The sequence below is a fragment of the Sporosarcina sp. FSL K6-3457 genome, assembly GCF_038007285.1.
Lineage (GTDB): Bacteria > Bacillota > Bacilli > Bacillales_A > Planococcaceae > Sporosarcina.
The window spans coordinates 4,460,001-4,485,000 of sequence record NZ_JBBOWX010000001.1 but is presented as its reverse complement, the minus strand read 5'-3'; the positions used below and the strand labels follow the sequence as shown (position 1 = coordinate 4,485,000).

General features: G+C 43.9%; 21 protein-coding genes, 1 tRNA gene, 2 rRNA genes, 1 other RNA gene and 1 other annotated feature (1 of these 26 running past the window's edge). Of the genes, 21 read left to right on the top strand and 4 right to left on the bottom strand.

Translation table 11 applies throughout. From position 1 onward, the window contains the following. The first annotated feature begins 253 nt into the window (after nt 1–253). The 5 genes from N1I80_RS21755 (at nt 254) to N1I80_RS21735 (ending at nt 8,006) form a co-directional block, all read left to right on the top strand. Nucleotides 254–3,186: ribosomal RNA gene (locus N1I80_RS21755) — 23S ribosomal RNA — on the top strand. 188 nt (nt 3,187–3,374) lie between these two features. Then, a 5S ribosomal RNA gene (gene rrf / locus N1I80_RS21750) occupies nt 3,375–3,490 on the top strand. Between the two features lie 960 nt (nt 3,491–4,450). Next, on the top strand, nt 4,451–4,927 hold the full coding sequence (locus N1I80_RS21745) for a glutathione peroxidase (RefSeq protein ID WP_340739879.1): 477 nt from the start codon (nt 4,451–4,453) through the stop codon (nt 4,925–4,927). Nucleotides 4,928–5,041: 114 nt separating this feature from the next. Beyond that, nucleotides 5,042–6,505: an IMP dehydrogenase gene (guaB, locus tag N1I80_RS21740; protein ID WP_340739878.1), complete on the top strand. Its 1,464-nt coding sequence runs from the start codon at nt 5,042–5,044 to the stop codon at nt 6,503–6,505. A 160-nt stretch (nt 6,506–6,665) separates the two neighbouring features. Then, nucleotides 6,666–8,006 carry a serine hydrolase gene (locus N1I80_RS21735; RefSeq protein WP_445683677.1) on the top strand — a complete coding sequence of 447 codons (1,341 nt, stop codon included), beginning with the start codon at nt 6,666–6,668 and terminating at the stop codon, nt 8,004–8,006. Between the two features lie 127 nt (nt 8,007–8,133). Here N1I80_RS21735 and pdxR read toward each other — a convergent pair whose 3' ends face one another. Next, nucleotides 8,134–9,549: a MocR-like pyridoxine biosynthesis transcription factor PdxR gene (pdxR, locus tag N1I80_RS21730; RefSeq protein WP_340740115.1), complete on the bottom strand. Its 1,416-nt coding sequence runs from the start codon at nt 9,547–9,549 to the stop codon at nt 8,134–8,136. Nucleotides 9,550–9,629: 80 nt separating this feature from the next. Between pdxR and pdxS the strand changes: the two genes are divergently transcribed. The 3 genes from pdxS (at nt 9,630) to serS (ending at nt 12,782) form a co-directional block, all read left to right on the top strand. Continuing rightward, nucleotides 9,630–10,496, top strand: coding sequence for a pyridoxal 5'-phosphate synthase lyase subunit PdxS (pdxS, locus tag N1I80_RS21725; protein WP_340739877.1), 867 nt, complete (start codon nt 9,630–9,632; stop codon nt 10,494–10,496). Nucleotides 10,497–10,560: 64 nt separating this feature from the next. Next, a complete protein-coding gene (locus N1I80_RS21720; protein WP_340739876.1) occupies nt 10,561–11,136 on the top strand; it encodes an NUDIX hydrolase in 576 nt (191 codons plus the stop codon). A 79-nt stretch (nt 11,137–11,215) separates the two neighbouring features. Further along, nucleotides 11,216–11,434: a binding site (T-box leader), on the top strand. Between the two features lie 70 nt (nt 11,435–11,504). Next, nucleotides 11,505–12,782, top strand: a complete 1,278-nt coding sequence (gene serS / locus N1I80_RS21715) for a serine--tRNA ligase (protein ID WP_340739875.1) — start codon at nt 11,505–11,507, stop codon at nt 12,780–12,782. 107 nt (nt 12,783–12,889) lie between these two features. Here serS and tadA read toward each other — a convergent pair whose 3' ends face one another. Beyond that, complete coding sequence (gene tadA, locus N1I80_RS21710; RefSeq protein ID WP_340739874.1) at nt 12,890–13,393, bottom strand: tRNA adenosine(34) deaminase TadA; 504 nt, start codon at nt 13,391–13,393, stop codon at nt 12,890–12,892. A 106-nt stretch (nt 13,394–13,499) separates the two neighbouring features. On the opposite strand from tadA, the gene N1I80_RS21705 reads away from it, so the two are divergent. From N1I80_RS21705 to N1I80_RS21690, 4 genes are all read left to right on the top strand, one after another. After that, complete coding sequence (locus tag N1I80_RS21705; protein WP_340739873.1) at nt 13,500–14,147, top strand: deoxynucleoside kinase; 648 nt, start codon at nt 13,500–13,502, stop codon at nt 14,145–14,147. After that, a complete protein-coding gene (locus N1I80_RS21700) occupies nt 14,134–14,802 on the top strand; it encodes a deoxynucleoside kinase (RefSeq protein WP_340739872.1) in 669 nt (222 codons plus the stop codon). Before N1I80_RS21705 ends, N1I80_RS21700 begins: the two co-directional genes overlap by 14 nt. Before the next feature lie 168 nt (nt 14,803–14,970). Next, the gene (locus N1I80_RS21695) at nt 14,971–15,600 is read left to right on the top strand and encodes an acetylglutamate kinase (protein WP_340739871.1); all 630 of its coding nucleotides are present in this window, start codon (nt 14,971–14,973) and stop codon (nt 15,598–15,600) included. Nucleotides 15,601–15,629: 29 nt separating this feature from the next. Then, on the top strand, nt 15,630–16,322 hold the full coding sequence (locus N1I80_RS21690; RefSeq protein WP_445683676.1) for a hypothetical protein: 693 nt from the start codon (nt 15,630–15,632) through the stop codon (nt 16,320–16,322). A gap of 43 nt (nt 16,323–16,365) precedes the next feature. Here N1I80_RS21690 and N1I80_RS21685 read toward each other — a convergent pair whose 3' ends face one another. Continuing rightward, a complete protein-coding gene (locus tag N1I80_RS21685) occupies nt 16,366–17,733 on the bottom strand; it encodes an aspartate kinase (protein WP_340739870.1) in 1,368 nt (455 codons plus the stop codon). A 155-nt stretch (nt 17,734–17,888) separates the two neighbouring features. Between N1I80_RS21685 and N1I80_RS21680 the strand changes: the two genes are divergently transcribed. Genes N1I80_RS21680 through thrB form a run of 3 tightly spaced genes read left to right on the top strand, consistent with a single transcriptional unit; the run spans nt 17,889 to nt 21,165 of the window. Continuing rightward, nucleotides 17,889–19,181: a homoserine dehydrogenase gene (locus tag N1I80_RS21680; protein ID WP_340739869.1), complete on the top strand. Its 1,293-nt coding sequence runs from the start codon at nt 17,889–17,891 to the stop codon at nt 19,179–19,181. A 2-nt stretch (nt 19,182–19,183) separates the two neighbouring features. Further along, nucleotides 19,184–20,242, top strand: coding sequence for a threonine synthase (gene thrC / locus N1I80_RS21675; protein ID WP_340739868.1), 1,059 nt, complete (start codon nt 19,184–19,186; stop codon nt 20,240–20,242). Continuing rightward, nucleotides 20,242–21,165 (top strand): homoserine kinase, encoded by a 924-nt coding sequence (gene thrB / locus N1I80_RS21670; RefSeq protein WP_340739867.1) that lies wholly within the window; start codon nt 20,242–20,244, stop codon nt 21,163–21,165. The genes thrC and thrB overlap by 1 nt, the downstream gene beginning before the upstream one ends. Nucleotides 21,166–21,265: 100 nt before the next feature. Here thrB and N1I80_RS21665 read toward each other — a convergent pair. Further along, nucleotides 21,266–21,358: transfer RNA gene (locus tag N1I80_RS21665), tRNA-Ser, on the bottom strand. 214 nt (nt 21,359–21,572) lie between these two features. Between N1I80_RS21665 and ffs the strand changes: the two genes are divergently transcribed. From ffs to N1I80_RS21635, 6 genes are all read left to right on the top strand, one after another. Further along, nucleotides 21,573–21,839, top strand: an RNA gene (ffs, locus tag N1I80_RS21660) — signal recognition particle sRNA large type. 127 nt (nt 21,840–21,966) lie between these two features. Beyond that, nucleotides 21,967–23,724 (top strand): DNA polymerase III subunit gamma/tau, encoded by a 1,758-nt coding sequence (gene dnaX / locus N1I80_RS21655; RefSeq protein ID WP_340739866.1) that lies wholly within the window; start codon nt 21,967–21,969, stop codon nt 23,722–23,724. A gap of 23 nt (nt 23,725–23,747) precedes the next feature. Next, on the top strand, nt 23,748–24,068 hold the full coding sequence (locus N1I80_RS21650; protein ID WP_340739865.1) for a YbaB/EbfC family nucleoid-associated protein: 321 nt from the start codon (nt 23,748–23,750) through the stop codon (nt 24,066–24,068). Between the two features lie 12 nt (nt 24,069–24,080). After that, nucleotides 24,081–24,677 carry a recombination mediator RecR gene (recR, locus tag N1I80_RS21645; RefSeq protein ID WP_340739864.1) on the top strand — a complete coding sequence of 199 codons (597 nt, stop codon included), beginning with the start codon at nt 24,081–24,083 and terminating at the stop codon, nt 24,675–24,677. Nucleotides 24,678–24,695: 18 nt separating this feature from the next. Further along, the gene (locus N1I80_RS21640) at nt 24,696–24,908 is read left to right on the top strand and encodes a YaaL family protein (protein ID WP_340739863.1); all 213 of its coding nucleotides are present in this window, start codon (nt 24,696–24,698) and stop codon (nt 24,906–24,908) included. Nucleotide 24,909: 1 nt separating this feature from the next. Next, nucleotides 24,910–25,000 carry the beginning of a pro-sigmaK processing inhibitor BofA family protein gene (locus N1I80_RS21635; protein ID WP_340739862.1) on the top strand. 227 nt of this gene lie beyond the right edge of the window, so only the first 91 of its 318 coding nucleotides appear in the window; the start codon lies at nt 24,910–24,912; the stop codon falls past the right edge of the window.

Below are 25,000 nucleotides of genomic sequence, written 5' to 3'. Positions count from 1 at the left end.
AAACTGGATAAAACGACATTGATAGTAACAAATCAAGAATCAACCAAATCATAAATAACTTGTTATTTATGATTGCAATACCTTTTTACGATTATTGAAGCATATCGCTATGCAACAATAATCACCTGAGGGTTTCAAGACGCAAGCAGTGCTAGGAAGCAAGTGAATGAACACCGGAGCGTGCTTTTGGGCACGTGAGGATGTGAATGAGCGCGCTGACAACGCAATGCGCAGTGTATTGAAAGCCGTTTAAGGTTAAGTTAGAAAGGGCGCATGGCGGATGCCTTGGCACTAGGAGCCTAAGAAGGACGGCACTAACACCGATATGCTCCGGGGAGCTGTAAGTAAGCTTTGATCCGGAGATTTCCGAATGGGGAAACCCACTACCCATAATGGGGTAGTACGTTTACGTGAATACATAGCGTAAACGAGGCAGACCCGGAGAACTGAAACATCTAAGTATCCGGAGGAAGAGAAAGAAACATCGATTCCCTGAGTAGCGGCGAGCGAAACGGGAAAAGCCCAAACCAGGAAGCTTGCTTCCTGGGGTTGTAGGACACTCTATACGGAGTTACAAAGGAATGGATTAGGCGAAGCGACCTGGAAAGGTCCGCCGTAGCGGGTAAAAGCCCCGTAGTCGAAAGTCCATTCTCTCCAGAGTGTATCCTGAGTACGGCGGAACACGTGAAATTCCGTCGGAATCCGGGAGGACCATCTCCCAAGGCTAAATACTCCCTAGTGACCGATAGTGAACCAGTACCGTGAGGGAAAGGTGAAAAGCACCCCGGAAGGGGAGTGAAATAGATCCTGAAACCATGTGCCTACAAGTTGTCAGAGCCCGTTAATGGGTGATGGCGTGCCTTTTGTAGAATGAACCGGCGAGTTACGATTCCATGCAAGGTTAAGCAGTGAATGCGGAGCCGCAGCGAAAGCGAGTCTGAATAGGGCGAATGAGTATGGGGTCGTAGACCCGAAACCAGGTGATCTACCCATGTCCAGGGTGAAGGTAAGGTAACACTTACTGGAGGCCCGAACCCACGTATGTTGAAAAATGCGGGGATGAGGTGTGGGTAGCGGTGAAATTCCAATCGAACCTGGAGATAGCTGGTTCTCTCCGAAATAGCTTTAGGGCTAGCCTCAAACTTAAGAATCTCGGAGGTAGAGCACTGTTTGGACTAGGGGCCCATCCCGGGTTACCGAATTCAGACAAACTCCGAATGCCGATGATTTATGTTTGGGAGTCAGACTGCGGGTGATAAGATCCGTAGTCGAGAGGGAAACAGCCCAGACCACCAGTTAAGGTCCCCAAGTATTCGTTAAGTGGAAAAGGATGTGGCGTTGCCCAGACAACCAGGATGTTGGCTCAGAAGCAGCCATCATTTAAAGAGTGCGTAATAGCTCACTGGTCGAGTGGCGCTGCGCCGAAAATGTACCGGGGCTAAACGAATCACCGAAACTGTGGATTGACACCTTTGGTGTCAGTGGTAGGAGAGCGTTCCAAGGGCGTCGAAGCTAGACCGTAAGGACTGGTGGAGCGCTTGGAAGTGAGAATGCCGGTATGAGTAGCGAAAGAAGGGTGAGAATCCCTTCCACCGAATGCCCAAGGTTTCCTGAGGAAGGCTCGTCCGCTCAGGGTTAGTCAGGACCTAAGTCGAGGCCGAAAGGCGTAGACGATGGATAACAGGTTGATATTCCTGTACCACCTCCCCGCCGTTTGAGTAATGGGGGGACGCAGTAGGATAGGGTGAGCGCACTGTTGGTTATGTGCGTCTAAGCAGTAAGGTGTGGAATGAGGCAAATCCCGTTCCTATAACATTGAGCTGTGATGGCGAGGAGATTTATCTCCGGAGTCCCTGATTTCACGCTGCCAAGAAAAGCCTCTAGCGAGGCGGGAGGTGCCTGTACCGCAAACCGACACAGGTAGGCGAGGAGAGAATCCTAAGGTGATCGAGAGAACTCTCGTTAAGGAACTCGGCAAAATGACCCCGTAACTTCGGGAGAAGGGGTGCTCTGGTAGGGTGTTAAAGCCCGAGAGAGCCGCAGTGAATAGGCCCAGGCGACTGTTTAGCAAAAACACAGGTCTCTGCAAAACCGTAAGGTGAAGTATAGGGGCTGACGCCTGCCCGGTGCTGGAAGGTTAAGAGGAGAGGTCAGCGCAAGCGAAGCTTTGAATTGAAGCCCCAGTAAACGGCGGCCGTAACTATAACGGTCCTAAGGTAGCGAAATTCCTTGTCGGGTAAGTTCCGACCCGCACGAAAGGCGTAACGATCTGGGCACTGTCTCAACGAGAGACTCGGTGAAATTATAATACCTGTGAAGATGCAGGTTACCCGCGACAGGACGGAAAGACCCCGTGGAGCTTTACTGTAACCTGATATTGAATTCCGGTGCAGCCTGTACAGGATAGGTAGGAGCCTAAGATTCCGGAGCGCCAGCTTCGGAGGAGGCGTTGGTGGGATACTACCCTGGCTGTATTGGACTTCTAACCCATGCCCCTTATCGGGGCAGGAGACAGTGTCAGGCGGACAGTTTGACTGGGGCGGTCGCCTCCTAAAGAGTAACGGAGGCGCCCAAAGGTTCCCTCAGAATGGTTGGACATCATTCGTAGAGTGCAAAGGCATAAGGGAGCTTGACTGCGAGACCTACAAGTCGAGCAGGGTCGAAAGACGGGCTTAGTGATCCGGTGGTTCCGCATGGAAGGGCCATCGCTCAACGGATAAAAGCTACCCCGGGGATAACAGGCTTATCTCCCCCAAGAGTCCACATCGACGGGGAGGTTTGGCACCTCGATGTCGGCTCATCGCATCCTGGGGCTGTAGTCGGTCCCAAGGGTTGGGCTGTTCGCCCATTAAAGCGGTACGCGAGCTGGGTTCAGAACGTCGTGAGACAGTTCGGTCCCTATCCGTCGCGGGCGCAGGAAATTTGAGAGGAGCTGTCCTTAGTACGAGAGGACCGGGATGGACACACCGCTGGTGTACCAGTTGTCTTGCCAAAGGCATCGCTGGGTAGCTATGTGTGGACGGGATAAATGCTGAAAGCATCTAAGCATGAAGCCCCCCTCGAGATGAGATTTCCCATTACGCAAGTAAGTAAGTTCCCTCAAAGAAGATGAGGTTGATAGGTCTGGGGTGGAAGCACGGTGACGTGTGGAGCTGACGGATACTAATCGAACGAGGACTTAACCTTATAGTAAAAAGGGCAGGTTGGCCCTGATTTGTGAACTATGGAAGACTATTTTAGCTGAAATACGCTAAAAAGTCTTAATGTCTCTTTTATTCAGTTTTGAGCGAATAAGTACCGTTCATAAAAAAGTACTTGCAAATCTCAAAAGATTTGATATAATGAGTATTGTCTTTGAGAAAAGGACATGCAGGTCTGGTGACGAAGGCGAAGAGGTCACACCCGTTCCCATCCCGAACACGGAAGTTAAGCTCTTCAGCGCCGATGGTAGTTGGGGGTTTCCCCCTGCAAGAGTAGGACGTCGCCGGGCATATGGCCATTACCACTAGGTAATGGCTTTTTTGTTGTTTAATTTTAATAATAGTGTTGTTATCATGCCTGTTAATTTACCAAAAAGTAACTTAATCAAACACTAGGCGCTCTGTATATAGTAGCTTTGGTTCGCTTTAGATTGAACGGCTTCTATACTATTACCGGGCTGTTTTTTTATGTATAGGGATGCGAATTCGCCGCATCCCTATACATTTTTCTGGTAATTGTATGGTGGTCGTTCATCCGTCGCTCTCCAAAAACACTTATACACAAAGTGCTAATGCTTTTAGGAAAGAAAGAATAGCTGGCTTTTTACTTGGACAAAAGCCGCCAAAGATACAATTTTGGCGGCTGAAGCTTTTACCATGGTCCTTCCCGCTGTTATTTTAGGAAGTGTCACATTCTTATAAAACTTGCTAAAAGTAAAGTGCAAGAGTGTCCGAAATTGCATCTTCGGGCACTTACACCCTATAGAAAGTCATCTATTCTTTTCTTTCCAAGCAACTGCATTTTTCACTTGAACGTTGTAGGTACACGACAGGCAACTATTCATAACAAGCCATCCTTTTTCGGTAATTATGTCTTGAATACTTCGCCGAAAGCGAACCGGAAATGATCTAGTGAAAAGGTGGTTTTCAAGCCTTTACTTACTCGTGATTTATGCAATGAAATAGTTAATCAATAGACGTGTGTTGTTATATATGTTGAACTAATGATTCTATATAATCTCTAGCGAAGGCTAACTCAGGCGCAAAGCGTTGTAGTAGGATTCTCTATATCAACATATATACTTGGAAAGTACTTGATTATAACAATGAAAAGTTTTCGAGGTTGGGAGTTGCGATTAGGGTTATGTATCGGTACTCTTGTATACTTTCTGTAAAGAGCGCTGAAATTATACAAAACGGGCTTCAGCATATGCTTAGCATATAAATAAAAGTAAAGGGGCAACTATTTCATGAAAACAATTTATGATTTCTCGGTGAAAACAGTGAATGGCAAACTTCAATTGATGGAAGAGTATAAAGATAAGCCATTAATTATAGTGAATACAGCAAGTAAGTGTGGCTTTGCAAGCCAGTTTAAAGAATTGCAAGAACTATATGAAGAATATAAAGACCGTGGCTTGGTTATCCTTGGCTTTCCATCCGACAATTTCAATAACCAAGAATTTGATGATATTGAAAAGACGATGGAGTTTTGTGAAATTAATTTTGGAGTGACGTTTCCGATGTTTGCGAAAGTGGATGTCAAAGGTGGGGATGTTGAGCCGTTATTCACATTCCTTACTTCGGAAAAGAAAGGCTTGCTGACGGAAGGGATCAAATGGAACTTTACAAAGTTTCTTATTGATCGTGAAGGCAATGTTGTAGAACGGATTGCACCACAAATTTCACCATTTAAAATGAGAAAATCAATCAATCAAATTATTTAGTGAATAATAGGAATATTTTTTCTTAACATCACTTCCTTGACAGCTATTGTATCCGCTGATAACCTATTTAATAATATTCAACTGAGAATATATACATTTAGGAGGCGTAATGGAATGTGGGAATCAAAGTTTGCACGTGAAGGGCTTACGTTCGATGATGTGTTGCTTATACCAGGACCATCTGAAGTATTACCTAAAGATGTGTCACTAACTGTTAACCTGACAGACAAGATTAAACTAAACATCCCGGTTATTAGTGCTGGTATGGATACGGTCACGGAGTCGAAGATGGCCATTGCAATGGCGCGTCAAGGTGGACTCGGTATTATCCATAAGAATATGAGTATCGAAGAGCAAGCTGAGCTAGTAGTTACCGTCAAACGTTCTGAAAATGGTGTTATTACAAACCCATTTTACCTTACGCCTGAACATCAAGTTTTCGATGCCGAGCATTTGATGGGCAGATATCGTATTTCCGGTGTTCCAATTGTTAATAATAATGAAGAGTTGAAACTTGTCGGAATTCTGACGAATCGGGATCTTCGCTTTATTCAGGATTACTCATTGATTATCGATGATGTCATGACAAAAGAGAATCTTGTAACGGCTCCTGTCGGTACAACACTTGAAGATGCTGAGAAAATCTTGCAGAAGTACAAGATCGAAAAGCTGCCAATTGTTGATGAGGGCGGAATTCTTAAAGGTTTGATTACCATTAAAGATATTGAAAAAGTGATTGAGTTCCCGAATGCTGCAAAAGATAAGCATGGTCGTTTACTTGTTGGTGCGGCAGTTGGTGTTACATCTGATACGATGGTACGTATTGAGAAGCTTGTTAATGCGGAGGTCGATGTCATTGTTATTGATACGGCTCATGGACATTCCAAAGGTGTTATAGATACAGTTGCTCAAATTAGACAAGCATATCCTGATCTTGATATTATTGCAGGAAATATTGCCACTGCCGAAGGTGCACGTGCACTTTATGAAGCAGGTGCTGACGTTGTTAAAGTAGGAATTGGCCCAGGTTCAATTTGTACGACACGTGTCGTTGCAGGTGTTGGTGTTCCACAAATTACAGCCATCTATGAATGTGCAACAGAGGCACGTAAACAAGGCAAAACGATTATTGCAGATGGCGGTATTAAATATTCTGGAGACATCGTCAAAGCGCTTGCTGCGGGCGGACATGTTGTTATGCTTGGTAGTCTTCTAGCAGGTACAACAGAAAGTCCTGGAGAGACTGAAATCTTCCAAGGCCGTCGTTTTAAAGTATACCGTGGAATGGGCTCGGTTGCGGCGATGGAACGTGGATCGAAAGACCGTTACTTCCAAGATGATGCGAAGAAGCTTGTACCAGAAGGAATTGAAGGTCGTATGCCATATAAAGGACCACTATCTGATACAATTCACCAGCTAGTGGGTGGAGTTCGTGCGGGTATGGGTTATTGTGGCACGAAGGACTTACATGATCTACGAGAGAAAGCACAATTTGTTCGCATGACGGGTGCAGGATTACGCGAAAGCCATCCACACCAAGTACAAATTACGAAAGAAGCTCCTAACTATTCACTATAAGAAGTAAGTTTCCTAAAATTGGAGTCGAACCGAAGGAACTTCAGCACCTTTTCCGCGTCTACATATTGAGCGGAAAGGTGCTTTTTTGGTTTAGTTCCCATGCAGTAGTGAAATTATGATAAAATGACTTTGGGGAAATAGCAATGACGGAGGTAGTATAGTGAAACACAAAATGACAAAATGGGTGGCTGTATTGTTAATGCCACTACTATTACTAACGACACTTGGTACGGTTCCAGCTTATGCGGATTCGCCATTAGGCATTCATGTCGATGGTGCGATTTTAATTGATGCAGAAAGTGGAAAGATTTTATACGAAGAAAATGCAGATACACCACTGGGCATTGCAAGTATGACGAAAATGATGACAGAATATCTTCTTTTTGAGGCGATTAAGGAAGGAAAGATAAGCTGGGATCAAGAATATAAAGTGAATGATTATACATATGCGATTTCACAGGATCGTCGTTTGAGTAATGTACCGTTACGAAGAGATGGTACGTATACGATTCGTGAATTGTATGAAGCGGTTGCAATCTATTCTGCAAATGCGGCAACAATTGCTGTTGCTGAAACAATTGCAGGAACAGAAACAGAATTTTTAAAGCTGATGAATGCAAAAGCAGAAGAGCTTGGCTTGAAGGACTATAAATTTGTCAATTCATCAGGTTTAAATAATAGTGATTTACAAGGGATGCATCCACAAGGGACAGGCGAAGAGGATGAGAACGTCATGCCTGCCAAGTCAGTTGCAAAGCTTGCTTATCGTTTACTACATGATTATCCAGAGGTTTTAGAAACAACTAAAATCAATACAAAGCTTTTCCGTGAAGGGACAACGGATGAAATCAAGATGGATAACTGGAACTTCATGCTTCCAGGGTTCGTTTATGAATATGCAGGTGTTGATGGTCTGAAAACAGGTACGACACTTTTCGCAGGACATTGCTTTACAGGAACGGCAACACGTGATGGTAAGCGAGTGATTGCTGTTGTTATGAAAGCGGTCGATGCTAATGGTGTCGGTTCGTATAAAGCACGCTTCGATGCGACACGAGCTTTGTTCGATTATGGCTTTAGCCAATTTTCTGAGGTAGAGTTTGTGCCTGCCGGTCATCAGTTTGAAGAGCAAAAAGAACTAGGTGTTATTAAAGGGAAAGAAAAACAAGTATCCATTGCAGCGAAGGAACCGATTCGTATGATGGTCAAGACGAGTGAAAAGGATTTGTATGTTCCTGAATTGACGATTGACGAATCAAAACTGAAAGAGGGTTCACTTCAAGCACCTGTTGAACAAGATGCGGTTGTAGGTCAAGTGAAATTAGTGAAAACAGAAGGAACTGATTATGGCTTCATTGATGACAGTCACGCAGGAACTGATATTATCACAAAGGGTGCTGTCGACAAGGCAGGCTGGTTCTCTCTAATGATGGGTGCGATCGGTGACTTTTTTGCTAGTATTTGGAATGGTGCAACTGGTTTTGTTAAAGGGCTATTTTAATTCAGTAGAAAGTGTACACTTCCTACTGAATTAAAAAGTCTCCGGCGGATGTCATAAATTTTGAATTGCGCAAGCGCAATTACGCCGAGGCATAATTGATTAAGTAAAATAAAAAGCGCGGGGATCCTTAATTGGATTCCGCGCTTTTTTCAATATGCCAACATTTCATAAGGGCATCCACTGTATTGGTGATTTCAACGACAGATAGTCCGCCGAAGCCGATTAGAAAAGAGGGTTCACCTGTCATAGGAGCTGTTCTATAACCATTTAGACCGTAAACACGGATATTTGCTAGATTAGCTGCTTCTACTAGTGATTCTTCTGTGGTATTCGTATGGACGGTGATGATGATGTGCATACCTGCTTCATCGCCAGAAAAAGATAGATGTGGTGCATAGGCTGTGAGTGCTTCGGTTAAAACTTGCAGCTTACGCCGGTAAATTTTACGCATTCTGTTTAGATGGCGAGAAAAATGCCCATCTGCCATAAAGCGAGCGAGAATATGCTGGTCGAGCCGTGGCACAGTAGCTGCATAGTGAATAAAGGCCTTCTCGTATCTGTCGAGCAATACGGGAGGGAGTACCATGTAGGCAATCCGTAGCGATGGCATGAGCGATTTTGAAAAGGTGCTTAAATAGATGACGTTGCCACCCTTATCCATCCCTTGTAAGGACGGGATGGGGCGTCCTGTGTAACGAAATTCGCTATCGTAATCGTCTTCGATGATGAAATGGTCGTCTTGTGCCGAAGCCCAGTTCAATAAAGCGGTCCTGCGTGCCGCTGACAGGACGGTACCGGTTGGGAACTGGTGTGAGGGTGTCACATAGGCAATTGTCGCTCCTGAGCGCTGGAGTGCCCGTACATCAATACCTTCTTCATCGACAGTAATAGGAATTGCTGTTCGATCATTGTGAAAAAAGACATGATGCGTAAGTGGATAGCCAGGGTCCTCAATCGCATAGGTTGCGTGTTTACCGAGAATCCGGATAACGAGTGGCATAAGTTGTTCTGTTCCAGAGCCGATGATGACTTGCTCAGGCGTACAATCAACGCCACGAGAATGGTACAAATAGCGGGCAATTTCTTGTCGCAGCTGGCTGTCCCCATGCGGATGGCCGAGCAGCAACAGGTTCTGTGAGGATTCGTCGATAACGTCTTTGGCATACTTCCGCCATTGTGAGAATGGAAATGATTCTGTATCAATTTGCCCAGGTGAAAAATCGATGGACATATCTTCTTTTTTTCGAAGAATGGATTTTGCTGTCAGTTCTACTGGTTGCACATAGGCAAGTTCTTCAATAGCTTGTACATAATATCCTTTTCGAGGTTTGGATGAAATGAAACCTTCCGCCACAAGTTGCGCATAGGCAAATTCGATCGTTGTCTGACTGATATTTAGAAAATCACCAAGTTTGCGTTTGGAAGGAAGTTTCATGCCAATAGGTAATTTACCATTGGTGATGTCTCGACGGATTTGGTCATAGATCTGCTCGTATAATGGAACACTTTGGTTTTTTTCTAATTTAATGAATAGCATATCCATGTTAATCATCCTATCTGACCCCTTTAATCTCTATATAACTGAGTGTTTTAATAAGGTCATATTCTATTATACTGAATACTATGAAAAGGGGGAAGGTAAAAATGAGTTTTCAATATGGCGGCGTCATCATGGATGTTATTAATGCAGAACAGGCAAAAATTGCGGAGGCAGCAGGTGCAATCGCGGTAATGGCATTGGAACGTGTTCCTTCGGATATACGAGCGGCAGGCGGCGTAGCAAGGATGGCAGATCCACGCATCATTACAGAAGTACAAGGAGCGGTGTCGATTCCTGTTATGGCCAAGGCGCGGATTGGGCATATTTCTGAAGCGCGTGTACTGGAAGCACTGGGTGTTGATTATATTGATGAAAGTGAAGTACTGACCCCGGCGGATGAAGAATATCATTTGCTGAAAAGCCAATATAACGTACCATTCGTTTGTGGAGCACGTGATCTTGGTGAAGCAGCACGTCGTCTTGGTGAAGGTGCAAAAATGCTTCGTACAAAAGGGGAGCCAGGTACGGGCAATATTGTTGAAGCCGTACGCCACCTACGTAAGGTGAATGCTCAGGTGAGCCGAATCGTTCATATGAATGAGGATGAAATTATGACGGAAGCGCGTGATCTTGGTGCGCCGTATGAGATTTTATTGTCAATCAAAAAACATGGTCGTCTTCCTGTCACCAACTATGCAGCAGGCGGCGTGGCGACGCCAGCAGATGCTGCACTCATGATGGAGCTTGGTGCAGATGGTGTATTTGTAGGGTCAGGAATCTTCAAATCCGAAAACCCTGAGAAATTTGCCCGTGCAATTGTTCAAGCGACGCGAAACTTCAAAGATTATAAATTAATTGGTGAACTTTCCAAAGATATCGGTACACCGATGAAAGGGTTGGAAATTGCAAGTTTGCCGGCAGGTGAACGTATGCAGGAGCGTGGTTGGTAATCGATACATTCAAAGCGGAGGAATAATCCTTCGCTTTTTTGTATACTAGAATGGAGGTGATGGTATGGAGAGATTAAAAGTTTTTGACGAAAGCTATACATATGTAAAAGAAGCTAGCAGGGACGAGGTGCATCGACAAGGATTATGGCACGAAACGTTCCATTGCTGGCTAGTGGATGACGAGTTTGTTTATATTCAAAAAAGAAGTGCTGTGAAAAAAGATTTCCCGAATTTATTTGATATTACAGCCGCTGGACATATTTTGGCGACTGAAACGATTGCCGATGGTATTCGTGAAGTAGAAGAGGAGCTTGGTTTAGTGGTAGAGTTGTCACAGATATCCCCAAAAGGTGTTGTGCGGGATGTCATTGAACTACCAGGTTTTCTAGATTGTGAATTTGCCAATGTCTTTTTGTATGAATCATCTTTTGCTCCGAATGCATTTTCACTACAACAAGAGGAAGTGGCAAGTGTTCATGGTGTGAATCGGCAAGCATTGATAGCTCTTTTTTTAAAGGAAGTTCCAACGGTAGAATGCACCAATATTTTCGATGATACGACGTTAGAAATTGGTTTGGTTGATTTTGTCCCTCATGAACGAACTTATTTTGAACAGATTGCGCTGTTACTGAAGCAGTAATTGTTGGAAGCGGATACATGATTTTTTTATGCGACTTGCCAAAACGTTGTGCATGTAGTAAGGTATTTGTAATTGCAAATAGGAGACGATGATGGAGAGTAGTAGCGAGCACGTTTTTTGAAGAGAGCCGACGGGTGGTGGGAGTCGGTAAAAACACTTGTGAATCCGTTCCTGAGTAGCTGGGCTGAACGAATGAGTAAGCCTGTGCCGGTACTTGAGCCGTTATTTCAATGAAGTGGATTGGACGACAAGTGTCCGGTCAATCTGGGTGGCAACGCGGGTAGTTCTCGTCCCTTTTATAGGGGATTTGAGGGCTTTTTTTATTGCCCATTTTCCATCATCGTTAATATTTTAAGGAGGAATTGACTATGCTTGATATTAAAAAAGTTCGTGCCAATTTCGATGAAGTGAAGGAAAAGCTCGCGAAACGCGGGGAAGATCTTTCAGATTTCGATAAATTTGGTGGTCTTGATGAAAAACGCAGAGAATTGATTGCGAAAGTAGAAGTGTTGAAGGCAGAGCGTAATGAAGTATCTCAAAAAGTTGCGGAAATGAAACGTAATAAAGAAAATGCGGATGAAGTTATTGCACGCACGCGTTCTCTAGGGGATGATATTAAACAACTCGATGAGGAACTTAACGGAGTAGAGGAACAACTCGAGTACATTATGATGCGCATTCCGAATATCCCACATGAAAGTGTTCCTGTTGGTGATAGCGAGGATGACAACGTTGAAGTGGCTACTTGGGGAGAACTCCCGGTATTTGAATTTGAACCGAAGCCACATTGGGAAATCGGTACGGATTTGAAGCTGCTTGATTTCGAGCGAGCTGCAAAAGTGACAGGAAGTCGTTTCGTTTTTTACCGTGGGATGGGTGCTCGTTTGGAGCGTGCATTGATTAACTTCATGATGGATTTGCACCAGGATGAGCATGGCTATGAGGAAATGCTACCTCCATATATGGTCAACCGTACGAGCTTGACGGGGACAGGACAGCTTCCTAAGTTTGAAGAAGATGCGTTCCTTATTCAAGAAGAGGATTATTTCTTAATTCCAACGTCTGAAGTGCCTGTTACGAACTTTTACCGTGATGAAATTTTGGATAGTGCACAACTTCCAGCTGCGTTTGCTGCGTATAGTACAAACTTCCGCTCAGAGGCGGGATCTGCGGGTCGTGATACGCGTGGGTTGATTCGTCAGCATCAGTTCAATAAGGTGGAGCTTGTTCGTTTTGTGAAACCGGAAGACTCTTATGATGAACTGGAGAAATTGACAGGACATGCGGAGAAAGTATTGCAGTTGTTAAAGCTTCCGTACCGGAAGTTGAAAATGTGTACAGCAGACCTAGGCTTTACGGCGGCTAAAAAGTATGACCTTGAGGTGTGGATTCCAACACAGAATCTCTACCGCGAAATTTCGTCTTGTTCAAACTTTGAAGATTTCCAAGCACGCCGAGCGCATATCCGTTTCCGTCGTGAAGCAGGGGCGAAGCCTGAGTATGTGCATACATTGAATGGTAGTGGTTTAGCGATTGGTCGTACTGTAGCAGCAATCCTTGAAAATTATCAGCAGGAAGACGGTTCTGTCGTTATTCCTGAAGTGTTGCGTCCGTATATGGGTGGAAAAGAAGTTATTACTAAGTAAGGAACGCAGTCTAAAGTCGCGACATCGTGTCGCAACAAGGAAGGATGCGGCTCAATCCTTCCCCACTGCATGACCTACATCCTGTAGGCCCAAGGCGTGCGCTGAAGTCATTCGACTTTCTGCGCCGCCTCTTTTTTTGCTTGTTTTTTACGTTCTCGAATGGCTCTAAAGAATGCCGTGAGCATTTCTCCGCATTCATCTGCCAATACACCTTCGACAACATCACATTCATGATTAAACCGTGGATCATTCAATAGACGATATAATGAGTCCACACAACCGCCTTTAGGATCACGGGCGGCGTAGACAACGCGTGGAATTCTAGATTGTAAAATAGCACCGGCACACATCGGACACGGTTCGAGTGTGACGTATAATGTTGTATCTTCAAGTCGCCAGCTGCCGATTTCCTGACAAGCATCCTGGATGGCAGCTAACTCGGCATGGGTGACGGCATTTTGCGTTGTTTCCCGCAAATTATGTGCCCGTGCAATGACTTGATCATTATGGACAATGATTGCACCAATCGGTACTTCCCCAATCGCTTGCGCTTTCATCGCTTCTTCAATTGCTAGTTGCATATATCGTCGATCTTTTTCAAATGTAGTCATCAAACATCGCTCCTTGAAAATAGTGTAGCATGAATTGTTCCACGTGAATCATTCGTGTGATAAAATTAGAGGCACTAACTATTCATATCATGAAGGAGGATTTCAGATGTCGGTTCCATTCATAGCGGTCGAAGGTCCGATTGGAGTTGGGAAAACATCACTTTCCACAGCGATTGCAGATAAACAACAATTCCATCAGCTCAAAGAAATTGTGGATGAGAATCCATTTTTAAATAAATTCTACGACAACATCGAGGAATGGAGCTTCCAAACCGAAATGTTTTTTCTTTGTAATCGCTATAAACAGCTTAGCGATATTAAAACCGAAATTTTAGGTGAAAAAAAATCTGTCGTTGCTGATTATCATATTTTCAAGAACCTGATTTTTGCAAAACGTACATTGGGTACTGAAGAGTATACGAAGTACGAGGAAATCTATAAGATTTTGACGCAGGACATGCCTGTGCCGAACGTTATTATCTACTTGCATGCGAGTTTAGATACGCTTATGAAACGAATTGCTCTGCGTGGTCGTGACTTTGAAAAAAATATGGACCCCGCTTATATGAAACAGCTATCAGAAGACTATGAGACATTCATTACTTATTTTGAAGCGGCACATCCTGAAATTCCTGTGCTTCGATTCAATGGGGATGAACTTGATTTTGTAAACAGTGATAAGGATTTGCAATTCATTTTGGAGTCCGTTGATGCAACGATACAAAAAGGAGTAGCTTTGAATGAACTTACGTGAAAAATATGGTATTCCAAATAATGCTGTTATTACAATTGCCGGGACGGTTGGTGTTGGAAAATCGACGATGACGCAGGCACTTGCAGATGCATTGGATTTTAGGACATCCTTTGAAAATGTCGATCAAAACCCGTATCTCGATCGCTTTTATGATGACTTTGAAAAATGGAGCTTCCATTTACAAATTTATTTTTTGGCAGAGCGTTTTAAAGAGCAAAAGCGTATTTTTGAATATGGCGGCGGGTTTATCCAAGACCGTTCGATTTATGAGGATACAGGTATTTTTGCTAAAATGCATCAGGAAAAAGGTACGATGGATCCTGTCGACTATGAAACGTATACGAATTTGTTTGAAGCAATGGTGATGACACCTTATTTCCCACATCCGACGTTACTCGTTTACTTGGAAGGGTCGCTGGATGAAATTGTGGCACGTGTTCAAGAACGCGGGCGTCCAATGGAGCAGCAGACGCCGATTTCCTACTGGGAAGAGATGCATGGGCGGTACGATAAATGGATTAATTCGTTCAATACATGTCCTGTGCTACGGCTGAATATTAATGATTATGATTTGATGAAAAATCCACGAGAAGTAGAAACAATTGTGGAGCGCATTGGGCATATGCTGGAGCAGACAGCGTTTTTGAGAAAGTAGTTATGATAAGAAGTGCATTGGGTTTGATTATCCAATGCGCTTTTTTTATTGTTATTTGCTAAAAGGAAGTTCGCTAGGAGATGTTTTATTATATTCATCAAGACGCCCTTCACTTTTGTCATTCTATGAATAAGATAGAGTGTTTACATTTATAGGAGTTGGGATGGCGTGAATCATTATTGGGGGAGAGTGTATTTATACTGTTATCCAATGCAACCGTGTTTGATAGGGCCATTGGATTGTGTCAATAAGGCTGAAGCAGCGTTAAGAAGCACAATGCGTCGTTTATGGGGAGAGCATACGGCTTGGACGAGGGCTACTGTCAGTAGTCTTGTTTATGCATTACCTGATGCTGATGTTGTTGTAGCAAGACTTCTCCGCACGGCAACGGATATGGGCGGTGCCTTGCGACCTTTTTATGGTGATGAGGTGGCAAAGAGATACGGCCAATTGTTAACAGCGCATATCACGTTGGCGGGGGATCTCGTCAACGCTACATTGGTAGGGAATGTGGAAAAGGGAGCGGCGATAGAACAGAATTGGTTTCGCAATGGCACGGAAATTGCGCTATTTTTGACCAGCATCAGCCCTTATCTATCAGCAGTGGAATTTCAGGAAATGCTTGATGAGCATTTGGCGCTTATCAAACGAGGGATGATTAGTATGCTCGGCAAAGATTTCAAAGCAAGCGTAGATCTATTCGATTTAATGGAGATAGAGGCATTAGAAATGGCAGATATGCTAACGGATGCAATCATTAAGCAGTTTCCTTACAAGTTCATGTCGGTGTATGGGTGATTAAGCAAGAGGTAAGGGGAGATAATAAAGTGCAACCTTATTCAAATGAACCTGTTTCTCAGACCATAAGATCAATTCATGATTCTGATGGTGTGGAACCTTATGCGCAATATACAGCCCCTGTCAGGTATATTTTGAACAATGCGACTGACTTACATGGGAGATGCTGCATAAGCAAGGCAGAGGTCGATTTTATAAGCATGAATCGGCTTTTGTGGATGGAACATGTTAACTGGACGCGTATGACGATTATAAGCATCGTATTCGGTTTGCCTGATTTGCAGTTTGTCGAACAACGCCTATTGAGAAATGCGACTGATTTGGGGAATTGCTTAAGACCTTTCTATGGAAATGAAATAGCGGATCGCTACACCGTGCTTATTAAAGAACATCTATTGCTAGCGGCAGAATTAGTTACAGCAGCTACAAAAGGAGATGAGCAAAAGGCGGCTGAGGCAGAGAGGCAATGGTATCGAAATGCAGATGATATTGCTGAGTTTTTAAGTAGTATCAATCCGTATTTAGGCATTGAAGAAGTAAGACAAATGTTTTATATGCACTTGGCTTTGACGAAGCAGGAAGCCGTTTATATGATACAGAAAAACTATCAAGCAGACGTTGAAGTGTTCGATAAGATTGAAGCACAGGCTTTGGAAATGTCGGATATGATAGCGTGTGCGATTGTGAAGCAGTTTCCGGGTATGTTCATGCCACTATGTTAAGAAAAACGACACACCATCTCATAAGGATGGTGTGCCGTTTGTTTTAGGACAGTACCGCAGATTCAACGAAAAACTCTGCGTATAATTCTTTTAAGATTTTCGTTTCATCTTTCTTATGAACGCCGAAGACAAGACTCACTTCGGAAGATCCTTGGTTAATCATTTGGATGCTGGCACCTGTGCGTGCGATGGCAGAAGCGGCACGTGCCGCAAGTCCTGTTGAATGGCGCATCCCTTCACCGACGAGCACGATCATGGAAAAATCACTTTGGATATGAACGTCATCTGCATTCAGCTCTTCTTTTACGCGTTGAATGATGCGTGCTTCTTTATCTGTATTGATAAACTTACTGCGTAAAATAACAGAGATATTATCAATTCCAGATGGTGTATGTTCAAATGGAATTTCTTCTTCCTCTAATATTTGCAATAAACGACGACCAAAGCCGATTTCTTGGTTCATTAAATATTTGTCGACAAACAATGTAGAAAATCCATCGTCTGCTGCAATGCCAATAACGGGTTGCGCGGAATTATTGCGTTCTTTCACAATCAACGTACCTGGTGCTTCCGGGTTATTAGTATTTTTAATGCACACAGGAACAGAACGGCGGAAGGCAGGCATCAGCGCTTCATCATGAAAGACGGAAAATCCTGCATAGGCGAGTTCTCGCATTTCGCGGTAAGTCATTTTGTCGATGGCAACAGGGTTATCTACTACTGTAGGATTGGCCGCAAAGACGGAGTCGACGTCTGTGAAGTTTTCATAGAGTTCAGCTTCCGTTGCTGCCGCTAGCAGCGATCCAGTAATATCAGACCCGCCTCGATTGAATGTACGGAGTGTTCCGTCTTCTGTGTAGCCAAAAAATCCTGGGAAGACGACGATGCCTGGTTCATCCCGCAATTTGACGAGACGTTCATCGCCTTCTGGTAAAGCACGTACGCGCTCAGGACGATCATTGACAAGTAGTCCCGCATCTTTAGGACAAATGTATTTGGCATCTAGGCCGATATGTTTGAAATAAGCGGCAATCAGCTTTGCATTGTTGTCTTCACCGGATGCTTTCAAATAATCCATATAGAGAACTGGATCATTTTTATCTCTAGCAAGGCGTTGCTGTAAATCTTGTTCGATGACATGGACGATGCCTTCAGAAAGACCAAGTCCTTCGGCAATTAATCGATAACGATTGATGACTTCCTCAAGTTCATGAGTTATTTTTTTATCATTAAGTGCTTGTTCTGCAAGACGAATGAGCAAATCTGTTACTTTTTCATCGTCGCCAAATCTTTTACCAGGTGCTGACACAACAACAATCTTACGTGTAGGGTCAGATGTGACGATGGCTGCTACTTTTTTGATTTGCTCAGCTGATGCGACGGACGTTCCACCAAATTTACATACTTTCATTTTCATCAATCCTATCTTTTAATTAGTGACAATTATATGTTTTTTTGAACTTTATATCAAATCGGGGTTGTTATTGACCGAATATTTCACTATACTGTCCTTATGCAAAGAACGACTGTTTTTTCATAGTGTACATACAGTTAGGAGAATCGTCAATGAAAAATGAGATTAATATTGGATTACTAGGGTTTGGAGTTGTGGGTAGTGGTGTCGCTCAAATCTTGGAAAACCACCAAGATGACTTGCGCCATAAGCTTGGTATGCCTGTGACGATCACAAAAGTTCTTGTGAAAGATCAGCATAAGAAAAGGGACACAAACCTGTCTCCTGCTATTTTCACAACGAATTTGAATGGGATACTAGAAGATCCGTCTATCGATCTCATTGTAGAAGTGATTGGTGGGACAGACGAGGCTAAAGAAGCGATTGAAAGTTCCCTACGTGCAGGGAAAGGCGTCGTGACAGCGAATAAAGATGTGATGGCCCAGTACGGTCCAGAATTGTTGAAGTTGGCAGATGAAAACAAATGTGATCTATTTTATGAAGCGAGTGTCGGTGGAGGGATCCCATTAATTCGCACGCTGGAAGATGGACTTGCATCTGATCGTATTAGTGCGTTGACGGGTATTGTCAATGGCACGACGAACTTTATACTAACAAAGATGAAGCATGAAAAGATGAGCTACGAAGATGCATTAGCAGAGGCGACTGAGCTTGGGTTTGCAGAAGCCGACCCGTCCGCAGATGTGGATGGCATTGATGCTGCGCGTAAAATGGTTATTTTAGCTTCACTGGCATTTTCTACTGAAGTCCGTTTGGAGGATGTATTCGTCAGAGGACTGAAAGAAATCCGTGATGGTGACTTGGAGCTTGCGGAACAATTTGGCTATACAGTGAAGTTGGCAGGGGCCGCTAAGAAGAATGCGGATGGTATTGAAGTGGCGGTTGAGCCGGTTCTGTTTCCGAACTCGCATCCCTTGGCATCTGTGAACAATGAATTTAACGCGGTGTACGTTTATGGTGATGCGGTTGGGGAGACGATGTTCTATGGACCGGGAGCTGGTTCATTACCGACTGCAACATCTGTCACAGGAGATATTGTCGCGGCGTGTCGTAACCTATTGCTTGGCGTGAATGGGAAAAGACCACATGCTCCGCAATATGAGCGTAAAGTGAAAAGCGATGAGAATAAGTTTGCACGATACTTCCATCGTATTCATGTTAGGGATGAAGTGGGTGTCCTGACGAAGCTAACGGCGATTTATAGTAGTCATGGTGCGAGTTTGGCGACGGTGATCCAGCATCCGGATAAAACAGGGGCTGACGCGGATTTGATTTTCATCACACATCAAATTTCCCGAAAGCAACATCTAAATATTGTAACTGATTTAAATCAAACACCAGAGGTCATTGGCGTACTAAGCCATTACCGAATTGAGGGGGAATAATGATGAGAAGATGGAATGGATTGATTGACGAGTATAAGGAATGGTTGCCAGTGACGGAGGAAACACCGGCATTGACGTTGCAGGAAGGGAATACACCTCTCATTTATCTGGAGAATTTATCTAAGCAATGGGGCATCGAGCTTTACGTGAAAACGGAAGGAACGAATCCGACGGGATCTTTCAAAGACCGAGGGATGGTTATGGCGGTTGCGAAGGCAAAAGAGGAAGGGAAAGAAGTCCTTATTTGTGCATCGACAGGGAATACATCGGCATCTGCTGCAGCATATGGCGCGCGTGCAGGGATGCGGACGATTGTTGTGATTCCTGAAGGGAAAATTGCGCTTGGGAAATTAGCACAGGCGAAAATGTATGGGGCGGAAATTGTTGAGATTGCTGGTAACTTTGATGTGGCGCTTGATATGGTTCGAGAAGCCGGTGAAGGAAAAGTAGCCGTTGTGAATTCGATTAACCCGTACCGCTTGGAAGGCCAGAAGACGATTGCATTTGAAGCGATTGAGCAGCTTGGAAAAGTACCGGATATTTTTGCATTGCCAGTCGGGAATGCAGGTAATATTTCAGCAGCTTGGAAAGGTTTTAAAGAATATGCTGAGCGCAAAGGGACTGCTTTACCATCATTGCTTGGTGTACAGGCAGATGGGGCAGCACCGATTGTCTATGATCGTATATTTGAAAACCCTGAAACAGTTGCGACGGCTATCCGCATTGGTAATCCTGCGAGCTGGCAATTGGCGAAGGATGCATTGGCGGAATCGAACGGAGCTATTTTGTCGGTGACGGATGAAGAAATTTTAGAAGCATACAGCTTGATTGCTTCAACAGAAGGTGTTTTTGCCGAGCCGGGTTCATGTGCGACGATTGCAGGCATTAAAAAACGTTTGGATGCAGGACTGATTGAAAAAGGTTCAACGATTGTTGGCGTACTAACAGGTAACGGATTGAAAGATCCTGAAACAGCAATTATGGTGAATGAAAAGAAAGCGTTACTGTCACGCGATCAGTTTGATGCGTTATTGAATGAATTGAAAGAAGGAGCAAAGTAATGGGAGAAGCCAATTTTTCAGTCGTCGTACCCGCTACGACGGCCAATCTTGGCCCGGGATTTGATAGTATTGGGCTTGCACTCGCTTTGTATATGACGGTCGATGTTAACCCGGCGAAGGCTTGGCTTGTTCAATATGAAGGCGATGAGTACCAAGGGTTGGCGAGCGGGGAAGATAATTTGATTGTGACAACGATTCAAGGTGTAGCGAAGCGTTACGAACAGACAGTGTCTCCACAGAAGTTATATGTCCAGTCGGATATTCCATTGGGCAAAGGGCTTGGAAGTAGTGCGACAGCGATTGCAGCAGGTATTGAAATTGCAGATCAGTTACTAGCGCTGAAACTATCTTCAAAGGACAAGGTGTTAATCGGTAGTGAACTGGAAGGTCATGCAGATAACGTGTCAGCTGCTTTGCTAGGTGGAGTTACTATTTCTTATTTTGATGGTACTGAGATAGATGTGGTTCATCTACCTGAACCAAAAATAGGCGTAGTGATGCTTGTGCCACCAAAAGCATTGCCAACGGAAGAATCGCGAGGACTTCTTCCTGAACAATTACCACATGCAGTAGCGATTGCAGGAAGTGCTGCAAGTAGTGTCATGACAGCGGCTATTGCACGAGGAGATTGGGAAACAGCGGGCAGGATGATGGAGAAAGATGTTTTTCATGAACCATATCGCAAGCCGTTGTTTCCTGACTTTGAGCAAATTCGCATGGCTTGCCAAGACTATGGCGCATATGGCATGACAATTAGTGGTGCAGGTCCATCGGTGTTCATTGCTGTGAAGCAGGGTGATGAGGGTAGGATAGCGGAGAAACTAGCTGCTGATTTCCCATATTATAATTGCATGGCCATCCAGCCTTCTATTACTGGCTCGGTTGTTAATAAAATAGACGTAAAAAAAGAAGCAGCCCGTTAAATCGGTCTGCTTCTTGTGGTTTTTGAATTAATGTTCAAAATAAAAATCCGTTATCAACTAACGAATTCAATCTCCAAACTTATGCGCTAAGTTGAAAATATGGAGGAGGTAGAGGGATTCGAACCCCCGCGCGGTTTAACCCGCCTGACGGTTTTCAAGACCGTTCCCTTCAGCCGAACTTGGGTATACCTCCGTATCAACAAAATATAATTTATCATGTCTGCGTGAAGGTGTCAACAGTTTTCGTTATATAAAATAATTTCGACAAATTGAGGTGTGTAGACAGCCTCTTTTATGTGGGATAAAGAGTGTGTCCAATGAGGTTGTCGGAATGGGGGAAAAATTATATAGATAACAATATAGAATAAATTTGATTTTTAAATAGAAAGTGAGTATACTAAGAAATGCCGTGCTAGGTGGGGAGGTAGCGGTGCCCTATCACTTGCAATCCGCTCTAGCAAGACTGAATTCCTTCTCGAGGCTGTCCGTATTGTAGGGTCTGCCTTTTGCACGCAGTGTTGACGTTTGGGTCCCGCGCAATGGAAACCCATGAACCATGTCAGGTCCGGAAGGAAGCAGCATTAAGTGGACTTTTTCATGTGCCGCGGGGTCGCCTAGACCGAGCTGGCGACAGAAGTAACGCTTATGTGCGGCTGCCAGAGGAAGGTGCACGGCATTAATTTTATAACTCGACTCGTCCAATTATATGGGCGAGTTTTTTTACGGTTAAAAAAATATATACTAGGGTTGTTTGTGTTATACTAGAACTATTATCGCATTGCGTCAAAAGGAGGAAAACTGTTGGTTTATCAAGCTTTTTATCGTGTATATCGACCTCAGTCGTTTGCTGAGATGTCTGGGCAGCAACATGTAAAACAGACACTGCAAAATGCCCTCCTTCATAATAAGACGACGCATGCTTATCTATTCTCGGGTCCAAGGGGTACAGGGAAGACAAGTGCTGCAAAAGTTTTTGCAAAAGCGTTGAACTGTGAAAATGGCCCATCGAAAGAACCATGCAATGAATGTCCGGCATGCCTCAGCATTACAGAAGGCTCGAATACAGATGTCATTGAATTTGATGCAGCTTCGAACTCACGTGTAGAGGAAATGCGAGATATTATTGAAAAAGTAAGATTTGCTCCATCGAATGCACGTTTTAAAGTGTATATTATTGATGAGGTGCATATGCTCTCGAACTCGGCATTCAATGCGCTATTGAAAACACTTGAAGAACCCCCATCACATGTTGTCTTCATCCTAGCAACGACGGAACCACATAAACTGCCTTTGACAATCATCTCAAGATGTCAGCGCTTTGATTTCAAGCCGATTACACCGATTGATATTATTGAGCGGATGAAGGTTGTGCTGGCAGATACGGGTATCGAGTTTGACGAGGGTGCGTTGAAAGTGATTGCACAGGCAGCTTCGGGTGGTATGAGGGACGCACTGAGTATGCTTGACCAAGTTGTATCGTTTAGCGGAGAGCGGTTGACTGTTGAAGATGCTTTGCTTGTTACAGGTTCGATTAGTGAAGACATCTTTCATCAGTTGGCAGAAGCGTTGCTTAGCAAAGATGCTGGTACGGCACTTTCATTGCTCGATCGGTTGATTGCAGAAGGGAAGGACGTATCTAGGCTTGCGGAAGATTTGATTACGTTTTTCAGGGATCTACTTCTCTTAAGGACAGCTCCAGATTTGAAAAATCTTCTTGAGCTTGTATCGGGTGACAATCGTTTTGTAGAGATGGCGCAAAGATTTGATCCAGATATTTTGTATGTATTTATTGATATACTGGCGAAAACTCAGCAGGAGATGCGCTTCTCCAATCATGCGAAAGTGTATATTGAATCTGCGCTGTTGAAAATGATCCATCAGGATACTGGCCCGGTGCAATCCACTGGTAATAGTCAGATAGTCGATGCAGGGCTTACGCAAAAAGTGGCAGAGCTTGAGCGAGTTATTGCAAGCATGCAACAGCAAATCGCCAGCGGTGTCGCTGTGCAAGGAGCTACAGGGCAAACTGCACAACCTCGAAAAAACGTATCAAAATCATCGCAATCATTTAAAGTTCCAACAGGGAAGATAAATGAAGTACTAAGAGCGGCGACAAAACAGGATATCCAGACGATTCGGGAAGAGTGGGCAGGAATGATGCAGACGATGCAAAAATCACATGCTGCACTTCTCGAAGAAACGGAGCCTGTAGCGGCATCTGAGAATGCTTTTGTGTTAAAATTCAAGTATGAAATCCATTGCCTAATGGCTTCTGAAAATTCATCGCTTCGGTCAGGCTTGTCGGATGCCTTACGCTCACGAACGGGTAAGGCATATGAAGTTGTGTATGTTCCTGAAAATGGGTGGCTACAAGTAAGGTCGGAATTCATCCAAAAAAGCGGGCTTACTAAACAGCAAGAACCATCCTCACCCGAAGAGGCAGCTGCTGAAGAAATGCTGTCATTCGTTAAGGAAGCCGAACAGGAAAACACAGATCCGATTGTAACAGAGGCAGAAAAGATTTTTGGTAAGGAATTCATAGAAGTCTATGATGACTAACAAATTAAGAGGAGGAAATGAATATGCGTGGTGCAGGAAATATGCAAGGTATGATGAAACAAATGCAGAAAATGCAAAAGAAAATGGCTGAGGCTCAAGAAGAACTTGGTGAAAAGCGTCTTGAAGGAGCAGCAGGCGGTGGCATGGTAAAAGTTATCGTATCTGGCGATAAGCAAGTTATCGATGTGATTATCGATTCGTCCGTCGTGGATCCTGAAGATATTGAAATGCTACAAGATCTCGTTGTTATTGCTACAAACGACGCGATGGCGAAGGCAGAAGAATTAACGAACTCTACGATGGGTCAATTCACGAAAGGATTGAACCTACCTGGAATGTTCTAGGAGGAAAAATCGATGCATTACCCTGAACCGATATCAAAACTGATTGATAGTTTTATGAAATTGCCAGGTATCGGCCCCAAAACAGCGGGCCGACTGGCGTTTTTTGTATTAAGTATGAAAGAAGATACTGTACTGGACTTCGCCAAAGCGCTCGTCGATGCGAAAAGAAATTTACGTTATTGTACGGTTTGTGGACATATTACAGACATCGATCCCTGTCATATTTGCCAGGATAAAAGCCGTGACGGCTCGATGATTTGTGTTGTGCAAGACACGAAAGATGTTATTGCAATGGAAAAGATGAGAGATTACAAAGGACTTTATCATGTTCTTCATGGGGCGATTTCTCCGATGGATGGGATTGGTCCAGAAGATATTAACGTTCCTTCCTTATTAACACGTCTGCAGGATGAAGCAGTTGAAGAACTAATTTTAGCTACGAACCCTACAATAGAAGGTGAAGCGACTGCGATGTATATTTCTAGACTTGTGAGGCCATCTGGAATCATGACAACAAGAATTGCTCATGGATTACCAGTTGGAGGAGATCTCGAATACGCAGATGAAGTTACATTATCGAGGGCGCTAGAAGGCCGCCGAGAGTTATAGGGGTAGGGGGCATCTTGCATGTTTGGACGAAAAAGAAAACTAAAAAAAGAGTTTGACGAACGCCTCCGTACATTAATGATGGAAACAAAAGAAGAATGGGAACGTGCAAGAGAGAACGAAAGATATCTAAATGATTATGATCAAGAAGTGATGGTTTCGCGAAAAATTGCTGAGAGTAAACATTTTTATTTATTTAGAGAAGCAAAAGTTCGTCGGCTAGGAAAAGATTAATATGTCTTCACGGGATCGCATAGAATGGATTATTCATTTGAAAGGGGCGTTTCCCGTGAAAGTTATTGGTATTTTAGTTGTCGGATTAGTTC

Excerpts from the sequence above, each read along its gene's own strand:
- N1I80_RS21745 (WP_340739879.1), top strand. The coding sequence starts at position 4,451 with ATGAAAACAATTTATGATTTCTCGGTGAAAACAGTGAATGGCAAACTT.
- guaB (WP_340739878.1), top strand. The coding sequence starts at position 5,042 with ATGTGGGAATCAAAGTTTGCACGTGAAGGGCTTACGTTCGATGATGTG.
- pdxR (WP_340740115.1), bottom strand. The coding sequence starts at position 9,549 with ATGGATATGCTATTCATTAAATTAGAAAAAAACCAAAGTGTTCCATTA.
- pdxS (WP_340739877.1), top strand. The coding sequence starts at position 9,630 with ATGAAAAGGGGGAAGGTAAAAATGAGTTTTCAATATGGCGGCGTCATC.
- N1I80_RS21720 (WP_340739876.1), top strand. The coding sequence starts at position 10,561 with ATGGAGAGATTAAAAGTTTTTGACGAAAGCTATACATATGTAAAAGAA.
- serS (WP_340739875.1), top strand. The coding sequence starts at position 11,505 with ATGCTTGATATTAAAAAAGTTCGTGCCAATTTCGATGAAGTGAAGGAA.
- tadA (WP_340739874.1), bottom strand. The coding sequence starts at position 13,393 with ATGACTACATTTGAAAAAGATCGACGATATATGCAACTAGCAATTGAA.
- N1I80_RS21705 (WP_340739873.1), top strand. The coding sequence starts at position 13,500 with ATGTCGGTTCCATTCATAGCGGTCGAAGGTCCGATTGGAGTTGGGAAA.
- N1I80_RS21700 (WP_340739872.1), top strand. The coding sequence starts at position 14,134 with ATGAACTTACGTGAAAAATATGGTATTCCAAATAATGCTGTTATTACA.
- N1I80_RS21685 (WP_340739870.1), bottom strand. The coding sequence starts at position 17,733 with ATGAAAGTATGTAAATTTGGTGGAACGTCCGTCGCATCAGCTGAGCAA.
- N1I80_RS21680 (WP_340739869.1), top strand. The coding sequence starts at position 17,889 with ATGAAAAATGAGATTAATATTGGATTACTAGGGTTTGGAGTTGTGGGT.
- thrC (WP_340739868.1), top strand. The coding sequence starts at position 19,184 with ATGAGAAGATGGAATGGATTGATTGACGAGTATAAGGAATGGTTGCCA.
- thrB (WP_340739867.1), top strand. The coding sequence starts at position 20,242 with ATGGGAGAAGCCAATTTTTCAGTCGTCGTACCCGCTACGACGGCCAAT.
- N1I80_RS21650 (WP_340739865.1), top strand. The coding sequence starts at position 23,748 with ATGCGTGGTGCAGGAAATATGCAAGGTATGATGAAACAAATGCAGAAA.
- recR (WP_340739864.1), top strand. The coding sequence starts at position 24,081 with ATGCATTACCCTGAACCGATATCAAAACTGATTGATAGTTTTATGAAA.
- N1I80_RS21640 (WP_340739863.1), top strand. The coding sequence starts at position 24,696 with ATGTTTGGACGAAAAAGAAAACTAAAAAAAGAGTTTGACGAACGCCTC.